Annotated in this window: 15 protein-coding genes and 1 pseudogene; 3 read left to right on the forward strand and 13 right to left on the reverse strand. The window is 56.7% G+C overall.

Annotated elements, in window-relative coordinates:
* Window positions 1–2,094: pseudogene (locus M7439_RS09670) on the reverse strand (hypothetical protein); the annotation flags it as partial.
* 630 nt (window positions 2,095–2,724) lie between these two features.
* On the opposite strand from M7439_RS09670, the gene M7439_RS09675 reads away from it, so the two are divergent.
* From M7439_RS09675 to hypF, 3 genes are all read left to right on the forward strand, one after another.
* Window positions 2,725–4,560: an ABC transporter substrate-binding protein gene (locus tag M7439_RS09675; RefSeq protein ID WP_298343413.1), complete on the forward strand. Its 1,836-nt coding sequence runs from the start codon at window positions 2,725–2,727 to the stop codon at window positions 4,558–4,560.
* 444 nt (window positions 4,561–5,004) lie between these two features.
* Window positions 5,005–6,423: an MFS transporter gene (locus M7439_RS09680; RefSeq protein ID WP_298343416.1), complete on the forward strand. Its 1,419-nt coding sequence runs from the start codon at window positions 5,005–5,007 to the stop codon at window positions 6,421–6,423.
* Window positions 6,424–6,907: 484 nt separating this feature from the next.
* Window positions 6,908–9,178, forward strand: coding sequence for a carbamoyltransferase HypF (hypF, locus tag M7439_RS09685; protein WP_298343419.1), 2,271 nt, complete (start codon window positions 6,908–6,910; stop codon window positions 9,176–9,178).
* An 11-nt stretch (window positions 9,179–9,189) separates the two neighbouring features.
* Here hypF and M7439_RS09690 read toward each other — a convergent pair whose 3' ends face one another.
* The 12 genes from M7439_RS09690 to M7439_RS09745 form a co-directional block, all read right to left on the reverse strand.
* Window positions 9,190–9,468 carry a HypC/HybG/HupF family hydrogenase formation chaperone gene (locus M7439_RS09690; RefSeq protein WP_298343421.1) on the reverse strand — a complete coding sequence of 93 codons (279 nt, stop codon included), beginning with the start codon at window positions 9,466–9,468 and terminating at the stop codon, window positions 9,190–9,192.
* A gap of 5 nt (window positions 9,469–9,473) precedes the next feature.
* Window positions 9,474–10,568 (reverse strand): NHL repeat-containing protein, encoded by a 1,095-nt coding sequence (locus M7439_RS09695; RefSeq protein ID WP_298343424.1) that lies wholly within the window; start codon window positions 10,566–10,568, stop codon window positions 9,474–9,476.
* Entirely contained in the window at window positions 10,565–11,404 is an 840-nt protein-coding gene (locus M7439_RS09700) for a Rieske (2Fe-2S) protein (RefSeq protein ID WP_298343427.1), read from the reverse strand. Before M7439_RS09700 ends, M7439_RS09695 begins: the two co-directional genes overlap by 4 nt.
* Complete coding sequence (locus M7439_RS09705; RefSeq protein ID WP_298343429.1) at window positions 11,401–11,769, reverse strand: hypothetical protein; 369 nt, start codon at window positions 11,767–11,769, stop codon at window positions 11,401–11,403. The genes M7439_RS09700 and M7439_RS09705 overlap by 4 nt, the downstream gene beginning before the upstream one ends.
* The gene (locus M7439_RS09710; protein ID WP_298343432.1) at window positions 11,756–13,036 is read right to left on the reverse strand and encodes a hypothetical protein; all 1,281 of its coding nucleotides are present in this window, start codon (window positions 13,034–13,036) and stop codon (window positions 11,756–11,758) included. Before M7439_RS09710 ends, M7439_RS09705 begins: the two co-directional genes overlap by 14 nt.
* A gap of 109 nt (window positions 13,037–13,145) precedes the next feature.
* Window positions 13,146–14,054, reverse strand: coding sequence for a hydrogenase maturation protease (locus tag M7439_RS09715; protein ID WP_298343434.1), 909 nt, complete (start codon window positions 14,052–14,054; stop codon window positions 13,146–13,148).
* Between the two features lie 95 nt (window positions 14,055–14,149).
* On the reverse strand, window positions 14,150–15,757 hold the full coding sequence (locus tag M7439_RS09720; RefSeq protein ID WP_298343436.1) for a nickel-dependent hydrogenase large subunit: 1,608 nt from the start codon (window positions 15,755–15,757) through the stop codon (window positions 14,150–14,152).
* A gap of 19 nt (window positions 15,758–15,776) precedes the next feature.
* The gene (locus M7439_RS09725; protein ID WP_298343439.1) at window positions 15,777–16,748 is read right to left on the reverse strand and encodes a hypothetical protein; all 972 of its coding nucleotides are present in this window, start codon (window positions 16,746–16,748) and stop codon (window positions 15,777–15,779) included.
* A gap of 95 nt (window positions 16,749–16,843) precedes the next feature.
* Window positions 16,844–17,560, reverse strand: a complete 717-nt coding sequence (gene hypB / locus M7439_RS09730) for a hydrogenase nickel incorporation protein HypB (RefSeq protein WP_298343442.1) — start codon at window positions 17,558–17,560, stop codon at window positions 16,844–16,846.
* Window positions 17,544–17,939, reverse strand: a complete 396-nt coding sequence (locus M7439_RS09735) for a hydrogenase maturation nickel metallochaperone HypA (protein ID WP_298343447.1) — start codon at window positions 17,937–17,939, stop codon at window positions 17,544–17,546. Before M7439_RS09735 ends, hypB begins: the two co-directional genes overlap by 17 nt.
* The gene (locus M7439_RS09740) at window positions 17,940–18,470 is read right to left on the reverse strand and encodes a DUF1641 domain-containing protein (protein ID WP_298343450.1); all 531 of its coding nucleotides are present in this window, start codon (window positions 18,468–18,470) and stop codon (window positions 17,940–17,942) included.
* Window positions 18,471–18,671: 201 nt separating this feature from the next.
* Complete coding sequence (locus tag M7439_RS09745; protein WP_308464479.1) at window positions 18,672–19,709, reverse strand: AraC family transcriptional regulator; 1,038 nt, start codon at window positions 19,707–19,709, stop codon at window positions 18,672–18,674.
* Between the last annotated feature and the right edge of the window lie 43 nt (window positions 19,710–19,752).

A 19,752-nucleotide genomic window follows, 5' to 3' on the forward strand; every position in this document is an offset into this window, starting at 1 on the left:
GAGACTCGAGGGGTTGCTTGTTACCGTCGTACCCGCTGGGTCGGTGGCCGTGGCAGATGCAGTGTCACTCACTTTGCCATTGGTGATGTCAGTGCTTGTCACGGTGTAGGTACCGGTACAGGTGACACTTGCGCCAGCCGCGAGTGACGTGGCTGGGCAAGAGATCGGGCCAGCGAGACTCTCACCAGTGACCGATTGATTATCAGTCACGGAGAGGTTGTTCAACGCGGTGTTGCCCGTGTCAGTGACAACAAAGTCATAGGTAACGCTCTGACCTACCGTGGTGATGGGGTTCGGGGAACCAGGGGCTTCAGTCTTGGTGAGGGAGAGACCAGGGGTGGACAATGGCGCAGTAACTGGACTGGCCACAACCGTCACAATGTCTGATGCGCTTTGTGGAGTCGCGTCAGGGGAGCTTACCGTGGCGGTGTTATCGAATTGCGTGCCTGGTGCACCGACACCAACCACCGGTACGGTTATTGGTGGCAAGGCAGTACCCGGTGTCAACAGACCTGTACCCTCAGTAAGGTAGTAGACACATGTCTCAAGGTAAGGGCCAGTAATCCCACCTGACTGATTGCAGGTCCAGTCGGTGCCCGTAGCAGGGCCGGTAGGCGTAATGCCAGCCGGGAGTGGGTCAGTCACTGTGATCGGGAAACCGGAAGGATTGTTTGTCTGCTCTAGAGTGCCGGCAGTCTCAGAGAAATACGGTTCGTCTGAAGCTGACTCGCTGGATAGCCCGGCGGTAATCGTCCAGTCAAAAGGGGCACCAGAAGTCGTGACATGGTTCACATTGTCGGTCTTCGTGATCGAGAGGATTGGGCCAAGCGAGAAGTACGCGGGACTTGATCCGACGAGCACAAAGTCATCAGCACCGAGACTCAACGATTGCGGGGTTGATTCGTAGTTGAGCGCTACAGAGCCAACCGAAGCGCCAGAACTGGTTCCACTACCCGAGAATGTCGAAGGATTAAACCAACCAAAATCAACTTCGCCGCCGGTACTTGCCTTGCCATTTACGTTACCAGAGGCAACCCACAGATTGCCCGTCGTTGGATCCAGCGTCATGGACTCCGCCTGACTTGCTCCTCCAGGGACGTTATTTATCGTGTAAACCCTGCCAGTTCCAGACGTTGTCGCTGGATTCGGCAAATCCCCAGGAATGGGAACGTAGCCGATCTGAGTATGGAACTCTCGCACGAACCACAGCCGAGTGCCGGACTGCGACAACTGAAAGTCGCCCCAACCTCCTGACGCCGCAAGGGTCCATGAGTAGGTGGGAGTGGCTGCAGCCGTCGATCCGTTCCCACCGAGGTTGTAAAGGTCGATAGCACTGCCCGATGTCCCCACAAACGCATACACCGAGCCTCCGATGGCATTCACCGACAAACCACCACCTGGGGAAAGGCCCGTGACCAAACGCGTTACAGTATCAGTTGTGGTGTTCCAGGCGAACAGCGAGCTCTTCCCAAGCCAATACACCGTCGAGCCAAGCGACGCAATTGGGTACACCTCGTTGCCTGTTATAAAGGCGCCCGAGGATGGCACGGGTGGACAAGTGAGTGCAGCAGAACTGGATGTCAAAGTCCATACCGAATAGGACGGCGTTGTTGTTGAGTCCGTGGCCGTTGGGAGACCCGCGAGGTTCACTGCGATGACCGGACACGCACCGGTACCACCGACAGGATTCGCGCCATTGACGTTGCGATAGTAGAGCGTGTCTCCGATAGCAACTCCATCGCCGAGCGCTACTCCAGCCAGAGAGCTTGGCAGCTGTATAATTCCAACCGCCGCATGAGGGGCTGAACCCGACACATCAATAATTTCGTTAGTACTAGTAACACCGTTCCCACCATCAGTGTCTACGTAGTAGTTGCCGTTGGCGGCTTGAACCGTCTGCTCAAGGTGGACAGTGGAAGACAGTACGCCCCCGTTGATCAAAGAAGCCACGTTGAACGCCACTGGCGTATAGACAGGAGTGTTGTTGCTCGCTAACGACGAGCTTGACGTGCCAACTGCAGCAATGGCGGTCGACCCCAAGGCCAACACCAGACCACCCAACACGCGCGTTCCTAGCCCAAACTTGCGTTGCATCAAACCCTCCAAGTACTCGACGTGGATAATCATAACACTCTCTGAAACGAATTGTTCAAGTAATCCATGAATATTGCCGATAAGCGCATCTCTGAGTCAGAATAACCACACAAGCGGACAATATCAGGGGCCTTCCAGTCTGATCTAGTACAGAACTGAGCGCTCCGCGACAGATCAAAACGCACTCGAATGGCAGTTCTGTTCTTGACCCTAGGTTCGGCCGCCGTCGATGGATTATCGCATCCATCGGAGTAAACAACGAACTTGAGAATTCATTCATAACGGTAACGGGCCCTCAGACTGGCAAAACTTCTCGGGTGCGAGTACCTCAGAGAGCGACGGATTAGCTCTACTACTATCCCACAAGAGACACGATCCTTGCTGAAAGGAGACTGGGTGGCGGGTGGTCCAACGCCCGAGAGAAAAAATGCGCCACTCCGAAACCTCGCGGCTGCGTCAGCTACAGAAGCCTCACTGTCCCAACCAAGTGAGCCAACTCTATCTCTCGTGTACACTCCCTCGACGTAGTTCCTAATCACCACTTGGGGCTCCTCAATGACCACCAAACGTGCAGCTCGCGGAAGGGACAGGATCTATGATGATCTCAAAACCAAAAAAGGATAAAATAATATGCGTCGTTCAATTCGATTTGCAGGAGCCGCCGTCGCGGCTGGGGCTTTGCTTGCAGCCTGCGGTTCCACGAGCTCGAGTTCAAGCACAAGCTCATCGTCAACCCAGCCGATCAAGGGTGGTACCGCCTACTTTGCGGAACAGCCCGGCGCCTCCCCTAACTACATCTTTCCTCTCACCCCAAGCGGGGAGTTCTCCGTCAACAACCTCGCGCAGTTCCAGGTGCTCATGTACCGACCTCTTTATTACTTTGGGAACGGCAACAAGGCAGCCATCAACTACAACCTCTCCATCGGCAACCAGCCCGTTTTCTCGAATGGAGATAAGACGGTTACGGTCACACTCAAGCATTACGAATGGTCTAATGGTACACCAGTCACCTCGCGCGATGTCCTCTTCTTCATGAACCTGGTGAAGGCAGAGAAGGCGAACTGGGGAGCCTACGTGCCTGGGGCCTTTCCTGACAACGTGGTCTCAACCACCGCACCCAACGCCACCACCGTTGTCTTCCAGCTCAACAAGGCCTATAACCCGACCTGGTTCACCTATAACGAGCTCTCCCAGATCACCCCATTCCCGATGGCTTGGGATCGCACATCCTTGACCCAGTCCGCTCCCAACCCCAATGCTGCCAATCTGCCTGATACCACCACGACTGGGGTCAAAGCGGTCTATTCGTTCCTGAACTCCCAAGCCTCCGATCTCTCCACCTATGCCACCAGCCCGGTATGGTCGATCGTTGATGGGCCGTGGAAACTCTCGAGCTTCACCACCGTTGGCAGGGCGGTATTTGTACCTAACACTAAGTACTCCGGCCCGGACAAGCCAAAGCTCTCGGAGTTCGTCGAACTGCCCTTCACCAGTGCATCCTCAGAGTTCAACGTACTTCGTGCCGGGAACAACGCGATCACCTACGGATACGTCCCGACCGAAGACCTGACTCAGAAGGCGAGCGTCGAGGCCCTTGGTTACACCATCAACCCGTGGGTTGACCTAGGTTTTAACTTCTTCCCGATCAACCTCAACAACCCGACCTATGGACCGGTCTTTCAGCAGCTTTACTTCCGACAGGCGCTTGAGCACCTGATCGACCAGCCTGCCTGGATCACCCATTTCCTTGACGGCTATGGGGTGACGACTTCCTCACCGGTGCCGACCGAACCGAGCAACACCTTTGCCGATGCCACCTCGAGGACGATCCAATATCCGTATTCAATCTCTGCCGCAAAGAACCTCCTGACCTCCCACGGCTGGAAGATCACCAACGGTGTGATGACCTGTGAGAGTCCTGGAACCTCGGCGACCGAGTGTGGAGCCAACATCCCACAGGGTCGGAAAATGACCTTCAACATGATCTATGCATCAGGTGTCACCTCGCTCGCCCAGGAGATGACGGCGCTCTCCTCGGCCGCCAAACAGGTCGGGATCGTCCTCAATATCTCGGCACAGCCCTTCAACAGCGTCATCTCCGATCAGCCGCACTGCACCGCCACCCAGTCGGACTGCAGCTGGGAGATGGTCAACTGGGGCGGTGGCTGGGAGTACAGTCCGGATAACTACCCAACCGGTGGGGAACTCTTCGGTTCGGGACCAGGTCATACCGGGTTCAGCAACTACGCTAACAATCAGGCCAACCAACTGATCGACGCGACCCATACGGCCACCAACGCCCAGGGAGCCCTCGACGCCTATCAGAACTTCATGGACAAGACCTTGCCGGTGATCTATCAGCCCTATCCGGACTACGCGATCTCCGCAATCGCAAAGAAGCTCGGCGGGGTGACACAGAACCCGTATCTCGATCTCGCCCCCGAGACGTGGTACTTCACGAAGTAGACCTCCAAGAGGTCTCTTGATTCAATTCAGACTACGAAGGGCGCCGATCACCGGCGCCCTTCGGCTATGGTCGTCACCCAACCAAGAAAGCAACAGAGCGAGTACACCAAACACAACCAGCCCCATCTCATGCATCCGACCATCAATGACTACCGGCCCGTCACACTCCAGTCAGTGCAGAAGCGCAACCACCGGCACCCCAATAGGCGCAGCTTTCTAGACACCTTGCCGGATTGGATCGAGTTGATCGAGACATGCCGCTCTTGACTGCCACAGCCAACGACACGTAAAGGGCACGACTGAACCCGTCGAGCCAACTGACTCTTCATCGACTGTTCACCCGACATCTCCCCTGGCGTTCGATCATGGCAACTTCGCGCACCTACGTTATCGCTGTCGCGATAGATAGGCGCAGCCAGAGAACAACAAAGGAGGTCAGAAGGTATGAGTGAGGTGATGGGTGGAGACTGGGACCCGTTTGCGGTCCAAGATCATTCCAAGTTTCAATGGTTCCACTGGAAGTCAATTTTTACCACCTCGATGGGCGTATTTGCCGACGGATACGACCTCTCCTCGATCGGCATCGTACTGCCGCTCGTCCTCGCCTCCTTCGGCATCAAGTCGCTCGTCGGCATCGAGGCCTCTCTGCTCACGGCCTCAGCGCTGGGTGGTGCGGTGATCGGGGCGCTCATCTTTGGGTTACTCGCCAACAGGGGGCGCAAACGGTTCTACGGTCTCGATGTTGGTCTGATGACGCTCGGTGCACTCCTGCAGATCTTCGTCACTAACGTCCCGGAGCTGATCGCCGTCAGGCTGTTGTTAGGAATCGGAGTCGGCGCCGACTATGTCCTATCCCCCATGATCATGGGAGAACATGCGAACGCCAAGGACCGCGGAAAAACCATGTCCTTTGGCTTCGGACTGATGTGGGGTTTTGGTGCGGTGCTTTCCGCATTCCTGTACTTCGTCCTGCATGGCCTCGGCGTAGCACCAGAGCTGATCTGGCGCATTGTCCTCGGTTTCGGTTCGGTACCAACGCTCGCGGTCATCTATCTACGGCGCAAGATGCCAGAGACGGCACGGTTCCTTGGAAGGATCAAAGGAGACGCAAAAGCCACTGCGTCCGTGGTCACCCAGGCCTCGAGTGTCGCCACGATATCCGATTCCTTCGAGAATCTCAAAGACCCTCACGGCTTTGGCTTCTACTTTCGCCGTGAATGGAGAACCTTCCTTGGCGCATGCCTTTTATGGTTCCTCTTTGACATGGTCGCATACTCGAGCATTCTCTTTGGTCCCTCAGTCATCGCCAAGCACATCGGTCTTGGTCCCGATACCTTCCAGTTCCTCATGGAGGGCGCATTCACCATTCCAGGTGGAATCGTTGCTCTTCTGTTGATCGACAGGGCAGGTAGAAAACCACTACAGTTGCTGGGATTCATCGGCATGGCTGGAGCTCTCATCTCGTATGGCTTGGTTACCGGTGGAGGAGCATTGGCCGCTGCACCAGTGCTTGCCTTTGTTCTCTATGGCTCGCAGAACTTCTTCTCGCAAGCTGGCCCAGGGTCAGTAAGTGCATCTGGAGTCCTAGGGGTCGAGCTCGCGCCGACAAAGGTACGTGGAACGGTTCAAGCCCTCACCGTCGCCTCCGGTCGTCTTGGTGCAACCCTGACCGCCTTCGTCTTCCCCTTCCTCATCCGCGACTACGGTGAATCCTTTGCGGTGTACTTTCTCGCCGGGTTAGCGATCTTGGCGGCGGTCGTTACCCTCTGGGTCATACCCGAGACCAAGCGAAGGAGCCTCGAACAATCATCGGGTGAGGCGCACCTCGTCGAAGAGGAGAGGTTAGCAAAAGTGTCTGACTGATCGCACGGCAAGAGGGTCCGTCCGTCACCGGATTGCCTACTGATCGGTCATAGTGTCACTCCTCGGCTGAGGGAGCCGAGGAGTGATCTCTTTTGGGACACCTTTTTGAATGGTTATCGCGAATCCTTCGTCGCGAGCGATTGATCCTGCCAACCGTCCCAGAAAGTTCTGCCCGGTCGGCAAGCGGTCGAGTCGATCGCAGATCAAAACACCGAGAGCAATCCACATCGAGGGGCATGTCGGTTCATCCAAGGCTGGACAGATGCTCCCTGGTGACAGCATCTTCGAGCTTCAGATCCCATCATCGTCGATCCCCTAACACCACTGGCCAGCCATCAGGTAGCTCGATGATGTAGTACAATAATCACAGCGACCGATGCACCTATCTGGCATAGCTTTAGCGCATAACCGCTCGCCATTTCTAGTGATAGGGCGAGCGAGAAGACAAAGCTATCGATTCACAGGATGACCACGAAGGACGACCATGGCGACACTAATTAGAGTGCTTGGAGTAGTCCAAGGTGTTGGCTTTCGACCCTTCATCTACCAGCGGGCAGTTCAGCTCGGTTTTCGCGGATGGGTTCGCAATGACGGCTTAGGTGTCACCATCTACCTCAGCGAAGACGTCACCCACGACGAGGTGGTCTCCACACTGTTGGCAGATCCGCCACCCAGCGCTCGCATTGATACCGTTGGGGTCACAACGGTGACGCCGACACCGACTGAAGGCTTCCAGGTTCTGCACTCAGAGACGACGGGAACAAAACGAGCTGAGATCCCGACCGACTTGGCCATATGCGCTGACTGTCGAACGGAGCTCTTTGATCCGGCGGATCGGCGCTATCTCTATCCCTACATCAACTGCACAAACTGTGGACCACGATATTCGGTCGTCCAAGCCCTTCCTTATGACCGTCTCAACACGACAATGGCGCCCTGGCAACTCTGTGAGGCATGCCAACATGAGTACACCGATCCCTCTAACCGTCGCTTCCACGCTGAGCCAATCGCCTGTTCCGGCTGTGGTCCTACCTATCGTCTCATCACCAGCGACGCTAACGGGATGGCGCTTGAGGGTCAGCGGGCCATCAAACAGGCGGCCACCGATCTTCGCAACGGACACATCATCGCGGTCAAAGGGATCGGCGGCTATCTCTTGGCGTGTGACGCGACCAATGCTTCGGCCGTCGAGCAACTACGAGTGCGCAAGTTTCGCAAAGACAAGCCATTCGCGCTCATGGCAAAGGACATACAAGCGGTTCGCACGGTCGCGCACCCGACGGCCCAAGAGGAGCGGCTGCTCGTTAGCTCGCGCGCTCCAATCGTGCTACTCGAACCCGTCACCATGATCGCCATGATCGCACCCGAGGCCCCTCGCCTTGGATTTATGCTGGGTTACGCGCCAATCCACCTCCTACTCTTTCACTACGGCGCGCCTGACATTTTGGTCATGACCAGCGGCAACCGCTCGTCAGAACCCATGATCATCGATAACGAAGTAGCGCTAGAACTCCTTGATGGTATCGCTGACGCGATTCTTCTCGGCGAGCGGCCGATTGCTCGACGAGTTGACGACTCCGTCGCCCAACTCGATCACCAGCAGCGTCTCGTGTTGCTTCGTCGAGCGCGGGGTTTCGCCCCCGCCAGGGTGACCGAGCTTGGAGCGCATCCGGGCGTCGTGCTTGGGTGCGGGGCAGATCTCAAGTCAACCGTGACGATAAGTATCGACGGGATTGCTCATACGAGCCCCTATCTAGGCGACCTCTCGTATCGGGATGTACAACAAGCACATCGCCAAAGCGTTGCAGATATGGTGAAGCTCTTCGACCTCCAGACCAGCGACGTTGTCCTTGTAACCGATGCCCATCCCGACTATCACGCCCATCGACTCGCTGATGCCTACGCCGAACAGTTTGGAGTCGATCACCCACTCGAGATCCAGCATCATCGAGCACATATCGCCTCTGTAGCCGCTGAGCACCAACTTTTCGAGCAGCAGATATTAGGCGTCGCCTTCGACGGGACTGGTTACGGGGACGACGGAACGACCTGGGGTGGTGAATTCCTCACCGGGACGCTCAGCAAAGGCTTGCAACGTATCGCCCACATCGAGGTCTCCACACTGCCCGGTGGGGATGCCGCAGCACGCTTTCCGTTGCAGTGCCTCTTTGGATTCGTCGACTCCAACTCCTGGAACCGTTGGATCGCCCCACAGCTCACACCCGAAATCCAACACAATCTCGAGATGGCCGCTAGCTTCGCATCCCATCTCACAACCTCAGTGGGGCGTCTCTTCGATGCCATGGCCGCAATTCTTGGCTACCATCAGCGCATCACCTATGAGGGGCAGGCCGCCATCTGGCTGGAGGCATTAGCCAGCGAGGCTCTTAGCCGTGGCTACCTCCCTCGCCTCGACCCCCTGCTCACCTTCCGAGGTCGCCAAATCCGCTACCGAGAGTACTTTGCCGAATCGCTTGAACGAGCGGTTGATCAGTGCGACAGGAGAGAACTCGCCGCCGACTTCCACTACTCGCTCGCACACGCGACCGTCACGGCGCTCGATCAACTCAAGCGTCAGCATGCCAGCGAGGTTATCTGTCTATCAGGAGGGGTCTTTCAAAACGTTGTCCTCCGGGATGCGATCGATCGCCTCTATGATCGAGGGCTCTACTATAACGAGAGCCTCAGTTGCAACGATGAGAACATCTCGCTTGGCCAGGTAGCTCTTGTCACCAGTCAACGACGTACACCCTGAGACCAACGGTGCTACTGTAATGGGATTTCCTGGCCGGTGACAGAGGAGATGCCGAGTTCATCCTCCAACACACCCATAGAGCGAAAGAGACCCAGTGTCTCTAATGCATTCTGTTTCTCAAGTTTGGTCAACGCGAAACCAACGTGTACCAACACATAGTCACCCACCTCTACGTCAGGCAACGAAGCGAAACACACCTCTCGTGTGATGCCGACAAAGTCAACCTTCCCCATTTTGACGGGGCCAGAGTCATCCAGCTCCTCTATCCTTCCAGGAACACCAAGACACATTTCGATCAATCCTCCAGTAGCCAAATAACAACACGGTTGTTGCCGGTATCAGCGACGGCGAGCACATCGCCAACGAGATCGACGGCGTAGGGCCAGCACAGTGTCGAATCCGACATGACGCGCCACTGATTTTCCCCGTACGACTCAAAATCCATCTGTCCAATGACGCGATCTGCCTTCGCGCCAACGCCAATAGGCAACGCATCAAAGAGCAACACTCGATTATTGGCACTATCGGCGATAGCTAATCTCCCTCCGTCGACGCTGACGCCGTAGGGAAACCGCAGGCGGTCGGGGCCCTGGGGTGCATAGGGCCACTCCGAGTTCTCAATGAATGAGCTCTGTCCAACGACGATGTCCGCGTCCCGGTCCTTATGCGGCGTGTCGAAGCCAAGGATTCGATGGTTGCCGGCATCGGCCAAGTAGATCAGTTCACCCTGCCCATCGATACCGTGCGGCCACCGGAAGCTATCGCCTCCAACCCGACCCCGGTTCTCTTCGCGGAGATCGGCCGCATCCTGGCCGACCACTACATCAGCTGGCTCATCCATCGCAGCACGCCAGTCGCGCCAATGCAAGACCCTCCTGTTGCCAGTGTCAGCGACGTAGAACCCATCGTCGAGAAAGGCAAAGCCAAATGGCCAGTACAACGAGGTAGCGTCACACTCGCTATGCCCACGGTTCGCCTCCACCTCACCAAAGCCCCCTTGGCCAATCACCCCCGAGGGATGGGGGTTAGGTTCACCTTGGTCATTGATTTCATAGATCATGATTCGATGATGCCATGAATCCGCGATGAAGAGCCTCTGATCGACGACTTTTGCATCGGTGGGCATAAAGAGCCCACTTTGGGCGTCTGGATAAGAGGGTCGCTCGGAGTCAAAATTTGGCTGCCCGATCACAAGGTCCGCCTCAATCGATGGATTGGTGAGGAAATCGCGATAGAAGAGGACTCGATGGTTACCCGTATCACAGACGATCAGTGAGTCTTCTGAGATCGTCACGCCTCGCGGCCCATAGAGATTTCTGCGCGATGCCTGCGCCTCTGGAAGCCTGAGGCCCCCGCCGGAGACACCACCATAGACTCTGACCGGCCTCATGACTCAACCATTACCTGGACCGCACCATCTCGAATTCGCAACGTGACCGACTCCAGATCCACACCAGGGATGGTGATACCCTCTCCCGTCAAGGCATCGAACTGGAACCCGTGCCATCTGCATGTCAACGTGCAGTCATCGATCGCCGCCCCATCGATCGGCAAACCTTGGTGCGCACACTCATTCCTAAAACACGCGACCCTATCACCGACCTTGACGAGCACCATACTCTGTTTTCCTGCCTTCACGGCGAGGGGACGCGTGTCGGGCACCTCCGATAGTGTTGCCACCGTCACAAACCGCTTAAATCGCAACTCTTGAGAGCTTGGTACCGGCGCCAACCCGTCCTCCTCGAAGACCACCTCCATGCAGTCAGGAACTCGAGAGCGAATGAGCTCACCCAACTCGCGCTGTAGATCCGCTCCTCCACAGCCTCCAGCAGAACCAGCGGCCCGCAACACAACCCGTGAATCCTCAACTCTAGCTAGTGTCACCTCAGCGCCTTGGAGCTTGAGCTGGGGATGGACTGCCTCTAGCAACGCGACGACCTGTTGGGCTAACGTGGGGCGCATCAGTCCAGCTACCGAGAGGGCAGTCGTGATCATCGGATCGTCGAGAAGAGCTTCTCGCAGTTCGTCCGCGGCACTCGACCCTCGAAGGCCAATGACGACCTGGCGCAGGGCGGACGCATAGAACTTCTCAACAACCTCCTTGAGCTGTACCGCCTTCGCGCGTGCATCCGCATCGAGGGCATCGAGGGCCGCCATCGCCGAGTCGATCCGACCCATCAGGTCTTCCACAACCTCCCAATTCGATACCTCGACCTCGGATCTCATCCGATCACCCCCATCGTCTCAAGCCGAGTCGCTAGTCTCAGCACATCGTCATAAAATACCCGATCAAAAGCGCTTCGTGCGAGCACCTGTACCAGGGTACCGACCGCCCCGGCCTGGATTTCGGCCTGCACCACAACGTCGGAAAGGTATCCACACAACGCAATCGATCCCTCCACACCCGCCAGATCGAACTCCTCCAAGAACACCTGCACGAAACGATCACGAAGCTCACGCTCCTCATCAGTTGCCTCGGCCAACAAGGCAACGGCTGACGCAGGCGAAAAACGCTCGATCATCGTCTCGAGATAACGCGCCGTCGCACCATGGAACGCCTCGTCGATCAGGATCTGTTCAAAGCGCTCCATCAACAGCTCCCCGTGCATGGCTACGTTCGATGCTATCGAGGATTCCACGAACCTCCCTAACCTCGTCGTAGCACTCGAACTCCTCAAAAATTCGACGAGCCTCATGGAGTCGTGATCGTGCCTCGACGAAGTCTCCAACATGAGCCAAAGCGTTTCCCCAGTTGAACATCAGCCGCGCATAACCAAGGGGGTCCACCGTCACGTCGAGCTCCCCAACAAGGGACGAATAGATCGTGATCGCTTCGACCAAATTGGCGGTCGTGTGTGCCGAAGGCGCATAGACAAGCGCATTCGCGAGGTTCAATTGACAGGTATACCATTCTCGCGGATGTGACTCCTTCGTCAGGATCCCCATCGCCTCTCGAAGACTCGAGATCGCCACGGCGAATCGTACCGCATCCGATGACTCAAGCATCGGCATCGCCAGATAGCAGACGGCGATGTCGATCTGGATTGAAGCAAAGGTCACCGGTGAAGCGGTCCTTGAGAAGGTCTTGGTGCTCTCCTGATAGCATTGGACCGCCTCTCGTAGATAACCAGGATTCTCACGGCCCATCTCGTGCAACACGCTGGCCAACTCCAACCATGCACTCCCGATGTCCTCCACGAGATCAGTGCCCTTGAGGGTGCTGATCACCTCCCGGTAGCCCGTCGCAACCTCCTGGGCCGTCAGGCCGAGTTGTCCCCTAAAGGGCAGGATTGTCTGTTTGATCGTCGCCGCTGTGACCCGGTCAACAGTGTCAAGTAGCCCTACTAGCAGCGATAGACACGAATCGATGACATCTGGTCGACCCTGTTCGCTTGCCCATGCCAGCATCACGACACCCGCGTACCGTCGCACCGCGACCGGCAGATCTCCATCAAGCTCCTCAAGGACTCCGTCTAGGGTATCAGCCTGTCCGAGGATGAACGAGGCGAGACGCTGGAGGAGACCTAACACCGGGTCGTGGTACAGCTCCTGGTGAAACTCCCCCGACAGCACACCGAGGTCATAGCGTGCCCACTCATACTCCGAAAAGGCCTGGAGCTCCTCCTCCGCGCGTTCAATATCGCCTTCGAGCAGATAACCAAGAAACGGCAGTTCTCGCGTTACCCCTACAATCCTGCCTTTGGCGAGTTCTCCTGCAGCGTGGGGGCCCAGGCGTTGTGGGAATACCATCATTGAGGTTGGGAGAGGACCCAGCCCGAGATGCGCGAACGCCAGATCGTCAACTACCTCGTCCGCACCCTCAAGCACCGGGTAGCCCTCAGTCTCTCTCGTCACCACGCCGACCAGCACTCCTTCATAGCCCAAGACATCGGGTCCGTATCCCCTTTGGAGTGGAACAGATGCGGGCGTCTCACTACCGGCGTCGACTCAACGACCACACGAGCCATCAAAATCTCCCGTCATGCCCATCACGGGCAACATCGGCCCCGATGCTTGGTCGATGCCGTGCATCGACCTCCTCCACAAAGAAGTGCATCGAAGCCCGTTCCGGGTCAAAGACCCCCACCAGCGACTCCTCCCGCTCACGGGCTCCAAGGAGGTCGTTCAACTCGACCCCTCGGGCTCCAGTGGCATCGACAATCTTGAGCGGTCGTCCGACTGCCGCATTGGAGAGCGCGTACACATCAAGAATCTGATCACCCAGTCGAACCCCCACGGAACTCACATCGGATCCGTTCGACAGCGAATCGAACGGCGCACGGAGCTGACCTCCACGGGTCAACTTGCCTTCGACCTCATGGACCAGTCCGGCCTCCTTTTTCACCAGCAACTTTAAGCGCACCAGTACCGACCGCGCATCAGCACTCAACTCGTCACCAAATCCGAGTGCGCGCACTGGGGTCAAAAAGACGGTGATCGAGGCAGGATACTCATCGCCTGGCAGCAGCCATCGGGCGAAGGCCAACGCATGGTCCCAGCGAAACGCATGACTCTGAAAGCCCTGAAGATCAGGAAGGTGCTCAAGATCCTCACCGGGAACTCGGAAGATGCTCCCAACAGGCGCATCGCTCCTCGAGGCGTCGATCATGATCACCTTCGATGCTCCACGCATCTTAAAGGCGATATCCATGCCCGCGGTACCGCCATCCACGAGGGTTACCCGCTCGCCATACCCCTCGTCGAAGAGCTCACGAATCAGCACCGGGCCGATCGCGTCATCACCTCGTAGGAGGTTCCCACAGCCAACGATGACGATGCCCTCCTGGCGCGACGAACCAGCCTCGAAATCTCGATCATACGCCTCATCCGTTCGCCAAGAGGACACCCCACCAGGCTGAGTCGACGAAGTCTGCATCACGTCACCTCTCTCGCTTCATCACCGACATTGAGAGAGCGCACAGACACAGTGCCCTGGATCGGTGGGTATCCTCTGGCATCCCCACACACTCGCTACACCAAGCCATTGACGGTAAAGCTCGAGAGCTCCTTCCCAGACTTCTCGTCATAGGCGTGTACTGTGCAGACGAGACACGAGTCAAAACTCCTCGCGACATGCCCAAGTTCGACTGGATCCTCGAGGTCCTTAATAGGGGAACCAACCAGTGCTTGTTCGATCGGGCCGAGGGCTCCCTCTCCGTCACGTGGTCCAATATTCCATGCGGTAGGGGTGACAACCTGATAGTTGGCGATCTTCCCGTCCTTGAGCACGATCCAGTCGCAGAGACCGCCTCGGGCTGCTTCAGTGCCACCGAACCCCATCCCGTCCTCTAGCTCGACCGGCTTCTGATAGAAGCTCTCACGCAGATTTAGCCTCGACAACCAGTCCATCGTCCACTGGAAGTACTTCGGTGCCTCATGCATTCTGGCGAGCTGTCGTACCATGACTGAGGGGCCGATCTTCTCAAGGATATCAAGGAACAACGGATCACTGTCCTGATGAGGTCCGGGATCGGGAGCTGCCGCAGCGATCCTGCGCGCTAGCGGGCCAGCCTCTAGTGGGATGTGCCCAGCACCAGGAATATCGTACCTAGGCGACTTGGCCCACGAGTATTTGTCCATCTTTCTCCCCTGCTCAGGGTCGATCGGGATAGTCTCGCCCTCAAAGGGATGCAAGGGGCGTTGCCCTTCATAGAACGAGTGTGTCACATCCTCGGTGACCCGAGCCTGATCGAACTCGGAGTATTGCCCATTTGCATACACTCCGCTTCGCCCGATGAGCGCGGCATTCCTGCCATCAATGGTAGGTTGACCATAGAGCTCGGGGTCAAAGTAGGTCCCAACTGCAAGGTAGTTACCCACACCCTGCCCATACTTGTCAAGTCCAACGTCCATGCAGAAACGAATGAAGAAGCCACAGTCACTGTTGTACTGACTCTCATTTTCATTTACCCATGCAAGTACGTCGTCCCAGCTCTTGTTCTCAAGCCATCGCTCCACTGAACAGCCGAGCCAGACACCTTCGAGCCACTCCCGTCTAAAGTACTCAAGAATCGCTGTCGAACGGGTCACGTCAGCCAAGGTAGGCCCACACATGACCCCTCCGGGCACCATGAAGCTCGAATGCGGCCACTGCCCGCCAAAGATCGCATAGACCTCCACCGGCTTGTTTGAGACCAAGACCCCCTTCTGGTAACTGGTGCCGACATAGGGGGCGAACCTCCTCACCGCCTCCTCATAAAGCGGCGACGATGAGTAGTTCTTGTTGGTCATGTCGATCGCAAACAACGCATAGAAGTACCTCGGAATGCTCTGCAACGTCTCGCAGGCCTGTGCAATATTACGCACCAAGGTCGCGTTCGGGGGAACTTCAGTTTGCCAAGCGGTATCGAGCGCATACGCTGCCTTATAGAGATGGCTACCCCCACAAATACCACAGATTCGAGGGGTGACAATCAACCCTGCCTGTGGGTCCTTACCCCGCAGGATGATCTCAAAGCCGCGAAACATCGCTGCCTCAGTCCATGCGGAACTAACTATTCCATCCTTGATCGTAACTCTTACATCGAGATCACCCTCGACGCGCCCAAGCGGGCTGACCTTCAGATCTACCGTGCCCATCTCTTTCATCCTCTCTTGCTCACACTACAAACATGTCTTCTTTTGACCACTCAGGAGCCGCGACCCTCGCGGCCATGGCGTGGGCCATATACGTCAAGTGGTCATTACCCTCTGGCACCTCCCGCGGAACAATGCCTGAAACTTTCTGTGTTTTAAAGACCGTCCCTGGTGCTAGTTCAAAGAAGGGGAACTCAGGCTCGGTGCAACCAGTACATGGCATGCCCGCACGCGTCTTCGAGGACTGACGGTTCCAGAGGATACGGTTGCATGGAGAGTGCGTCATCGGGCCACGGCAGCCGAACTCGTAGAAGAGACAACCGGTTCTTGTCCCCTCACCAAAGCTCAGCGTTGATTGCTTGTACTCGAAGAACTGGACCCGAGTGCAGCCGGTTTGGGTGAAGCTCTTGAAGAACGTCTGTGGTCGATGGAGCTCATCGAGAGCAATGTCGCCAGCGCGTCCCGATGCCAAGGCGACGATGATCTGGGTGATCCAATCAGGATGCGCTGGGCATCCAGGGATATTGATCACCGGAAGTCCCATCTTGGAACGGAAGTTACCTCCGAGGAATCCTCCTTTGTTCCGCTTCTGAAACTGGAGTCCCGTCGATCCAGTCGGGTTCGGCTCGGTGGCTGGAATACCACCCCAGCATGCGCAGTCGCCAATGGCAACAACGACCCCCGCCTGAGCTGCGAGGTCATTCACCCAATCCTTCATCGGTCGATCCGCGAAGATATCGTAACGTCCGGAACCATTTGGCCCCTCCATCACCGTGCCCTCGTAGACGAAGATATCGAGCGGCCGTTCACCTCGAGCGCAATCCCAGAAGATCTTCTGCGCGTTAGCACCAAGCTCGAGTCCGAGCGAGGGGTGCCACAACAGGTCCATCCCGAAGTCCACAATGAGGTCGACAACACTGGGCTCCTCCGCATTGAGAAACGACATCGTATTCCCTGAGCATGCCCCACCTTGCAACCACAACACCGACGCCATTACCTACTCCCTTCATCCACACAACGCTCGATTACCATTCGATTACCACCGCTACCCAAGCAGCGTCTCATCCCATACCCCCTGGACAAGCAGGCCTACCCGCTGGCCCAGGGGCCTTCCACCTCCTCCAACCGGGGTACCGAGACCGATGATCGCCCCTGGGCCCCAAGATGCTCGAGGGCAGCGACAATCTCGGCGAGGCCGATCCCGGTCTTGGCAGACGCGCTCATTACCGGCGCCCTAGGGTTCACCTGGTGAAGATACCCCATCGCCATATCCATCGAGAACTCCACAGCACGAGCAAGATCAATTTTGGAGATGACTACCAGATCGACGGCACGGAAGAGGCCGGGATACTTGACTGGCTTATCCTCTCCCTCCGTCACGCTGAGTAGCGCCATCCGCACCGACTCACCGAGGTCGAAATCGACGGGGCATACCATGTTGCCTACGTTTTCGATAAAGAGATATCCCGGAGCAAATTGAACAATCTCTTCAAGGAAAGGAAACAACATGCGTGCCTCAAGATGGCAGACGCCATCGGTCACAATCTGGCGTACCCAGTCGACATGAGGCCGCAGACGATTGGCATCATGTTCTGTTGCACAGTCTCCAACCAGCACTGCAACCGAATGTCCTTGGGCACGTAACCTATCCCCGAGAACACCTAGTAACTCCGTCTTACCACTGCCAGGTGCAGACATGATGTTAACGACAGTGATATCTCCGGTGGCAAGGGACTCTCGGACAACCTGCGCATCACGGAGTGCATGATCAAGAATGCGCTTCTCAAGCTCAATATGCTCGGTCATAACAGACACCCCCGCGCTCTACTTGGTCGGGATCGACAAGATCGATGCCGGTAATTTCAAACTCCCTACCCGCCTCGACCTGACAACCTCCACCACACTCAGAACATTCGAAGTAATACTCAGGCGAGAATCGTGAGGCACGACCACAGCTCGTGCATCGCAACCGCGCCGGAATCCGCACTATCTCCAACCGACTTCGCCTCAACTGTGTCTCCTCTACCGCAAACTCATAGGCAAAGCGCAGGGAGGTGGCATCAACCTGTGAAAGTTCCCCTACCGCAAGGTGAACGATGCTAACCCGAGCACCGTCGATATCCCTGGTCGCAAGTTCTTCCGTAACGGAGGTTACGACCGCTCTCGCCAACGAGGCTTCGTGCACCTAGACCCCTGCGTTATTCCGGCCCAAGGCACGCAGCAACTCGACTGCAAAGTCAAGACCTCGCTGAACCTCGGCATCCTTTAGACTCTTCACCAGTGAGCCAAGACCCTTGATCTTGCTCGTTCGCGACCCTTTCGTAGCCCGTCGCGCATCACCTAGCGACTGAGTGAGTACCGTTACTCCACCAAGGAAGTCCTCGTCGAGTAGCTGATTGCGCAGGAGAGAACCAAGCACTTCGCTGCGATCGCCCAGACTCTTAAAGAGTGTGATGAGCTCCTTGAGACTCTCCAAGTTGCCAGCAGCAGCATCCTTTGAGCCACTCTGACGAATCTCTGCCACACTGGAACTCAATGAATCAACGATCACTTCTCCCCGCCGAAGGAACTCATTGAGCGACAACGTCAGAATGTAAAGTGCCTCAAGATTGTCGATGATTCCGAGAGCATAGGTCGTCGTATCCGGATCCGTAAGACGATCCAACAATACATCAAGTTCATCTGCATTGGCTCGCTCACCAAGATTGGTAGCCATACAACCCTCCCCCTCACTGCTATGGTCCTGGAGGATTCACCTCAAGACCGTCAGGCTCACAGCAAGACTGTAGCGCTCAAGAATTCGGGTGCATAGGCCAATTGCGGCCATAATGCGAAGCGGAAACCCAAATTGCGCAAATCACCTACTGAACTGAGTCCGGTTCACGCACTCTGAATCCAGATCGCGTGCGTGACACCGCTAGCCATTACGTTCGAGCGTCGCCGAGGGACTCTCGCCAAACCGCTCACGGTACGAACGTGCGAACCGACCGTAATGATGCATACCCCACCGAGCGGCAATAGTTCCCAACGTCTCGGCCATATCACTCTCCTTGAGGATCTCTGCCCGTATGCGATCCAGCCGTTGATCGCGTAGATAGGTCATCGGTGAGGTGTGCAACTCATCCTGAAAGGCCTTTTGGAGCGTGCGAGGACTGACTCCAATTGCCGTCGCGACCTTCTCCAACGATAGATCCTCCTGAAGATTGTCGTCCACAAACCGGGTAGCCAGACGCAGGGTTCGACTCCCCCGCTCCCTGCAGAAAGGAAGCCGCAGCTGATCATGGTAGTTAGAACACTGCAGCAACAGCAATGAGGCGGCGAGATACTCCTCAAGCGTGCTGACCCGCAGGTCGTTCCGAGTGAGATCATCCTGAGAGTACAGCTCTTCGTGAAGGAGCTGGACTGCGGCATGCCATCGCCAGGCGTTCTGCACCGAAAGGTCAAAGGCGCCTAGGAAACGCACTGGTTCGCGCAGGGAACGAGCCAGCGTGCGAACGAGTAGGCGCTCTAACAGCGCAGCTGAAAACCTCACGAACAGGTGCGGCGAGTCCGCATCAAACACCAGATCAAGACGGCTGCCAGGATTGGCGATGAAGGCGCGAACCGTGGAGCTCTCGTAGCTTTGCCCCGAGAATTGGAACTCACCACGGCCGTTGGTAGCCATAAAGACGACGTAATCATCCACCCATACATCCCGCAGTTGCACGCGCACTCGGTAGTCCACATAGCCAAAGCTGATCTCATGCAAAGCCGCAACATGGTAGGTGAGCACAAAATTGGCGGCATCCTGCCCTGCTACCAAGATCTTGTGTTCTCCAAAGAGCTCCTCCATCGCACGTTCTGCCAGGCGTATAACCGGCGTTGTCGCGCACTCGAATGCCTCAAGAGCTGGAGGGATTCCTCGACTTCTTCCGCGGTGGGGCACCGGACGATCGGTCAGGGAGGTATCTATCATCCGAACCTTTGAGATCGCCATGGCCCAGATTGTATCAAATTTT

This window comes from Ferrimicrobium sp. (genome assembly GCF_027319265.1).
In the GTDB taxonomy this organism is placed as follows: Bacteria; Actinomycetota; Acidimicrobiia; order Acidimicrobiales; family Acidimicrobiaceae; genus Ferrimicrobium.

Excerpts from the sequence above, each read along its gene's own strand:
- M7439_RS09720 (WP_298343436.1), bottom strand. The coding sequence starts at position 15,757 with ATGGGCACGGTAGATCTGAAGGTCAGCCCGCTTGGGCGCGTCGAGGGT.
- M7439_RS09695 (WP_298343424.1), bottom strand. The coding sequence starts at position 10,568 with ATGAGGCCGGTCAGAGTCTATGGTGGTGTCTCCGGCGGGGGCCTCAGG.
- M7439_RS09700 (WP_298343427.1), bottom strand. The coding sequence starts at position 11,404 with ATGAGATCCGAGGTCGAGGTATCGAATTGGGAGGTTGTGGAAGACCTG.
- M7439_RS09705 (WP_298343429.1), bottom strand. The coding sequence starts at position 11,769 with ATGGAGCGCTTTGAACAGATCCTGATCGACGAGGCGTTCCATGGTGCG.
- hypB (WP_298343442.1), bottom strand. The coding sequence starts at position 17,560 with ATGACCGAGCATATTGAGCTTGAGAAGCGCATTCTTGATCATGCACTC.
- M7439_RS09725 (WP_298343439.1), bottom strand. The coding sequence starts at position 16,748 with ATGGCGTCGGTGTTGTGGTTGCAAGGTGGGGCATGCTCAGGGAATACG.
- hypF (WP_298343419.1), top strand. The coding sequence starts at position 6,908 with ATGGCGACACTAATTAGAGTGCTTGGAGTAGTCCAAGGTGTTGGCTTT.
- M7439_RS09690 (WP_298343421.1), bottom strand. The coding sequence starts at position 9,468 with ATGTGTCTTGGTGTTCCTGGAAGGATAGAGGAGCTGGATGACTCTGGC.
- M7439_RS09680 (WP_298343416.1), top strand. The coding sequence starts at position 5,005 with ATGAGTGAGGTGATGGGTGGAGACTGGGACCCGTTTGCGGTCCAAGAT.
- M7439_RS09745 (WP_308464479.1), bottom strand. The coding sequence starts at position 19,709 with ATGATAGATACCTCCCTGACCGATCGTCCGGTGCCCCACCGCGGAAGA.
- M7439_RS09740 (WP_298343450.1), bottom strand. The coding sequence starts at position 18,470 with ATGGCTACCAATCTTGGTGAGCGAGCCAATGCAGATGAACTTGATGTA.
- M7439_RS09675 (WP_298343413.1), top strand. The coding sequence starts at position 2,725 with ATGCGTCGTTCAATTCGATTTGCAGGAGCCGCCGTCGCGGCTGGGGCT.
- M7439_RS09715 (WP_298343434.1), bottom strand. The coding sequence starts at position 14,054 with ATGCAGACTTCGTCGACTCAGCCTGGTGGGGTGTCCTCTTGGCGAACG.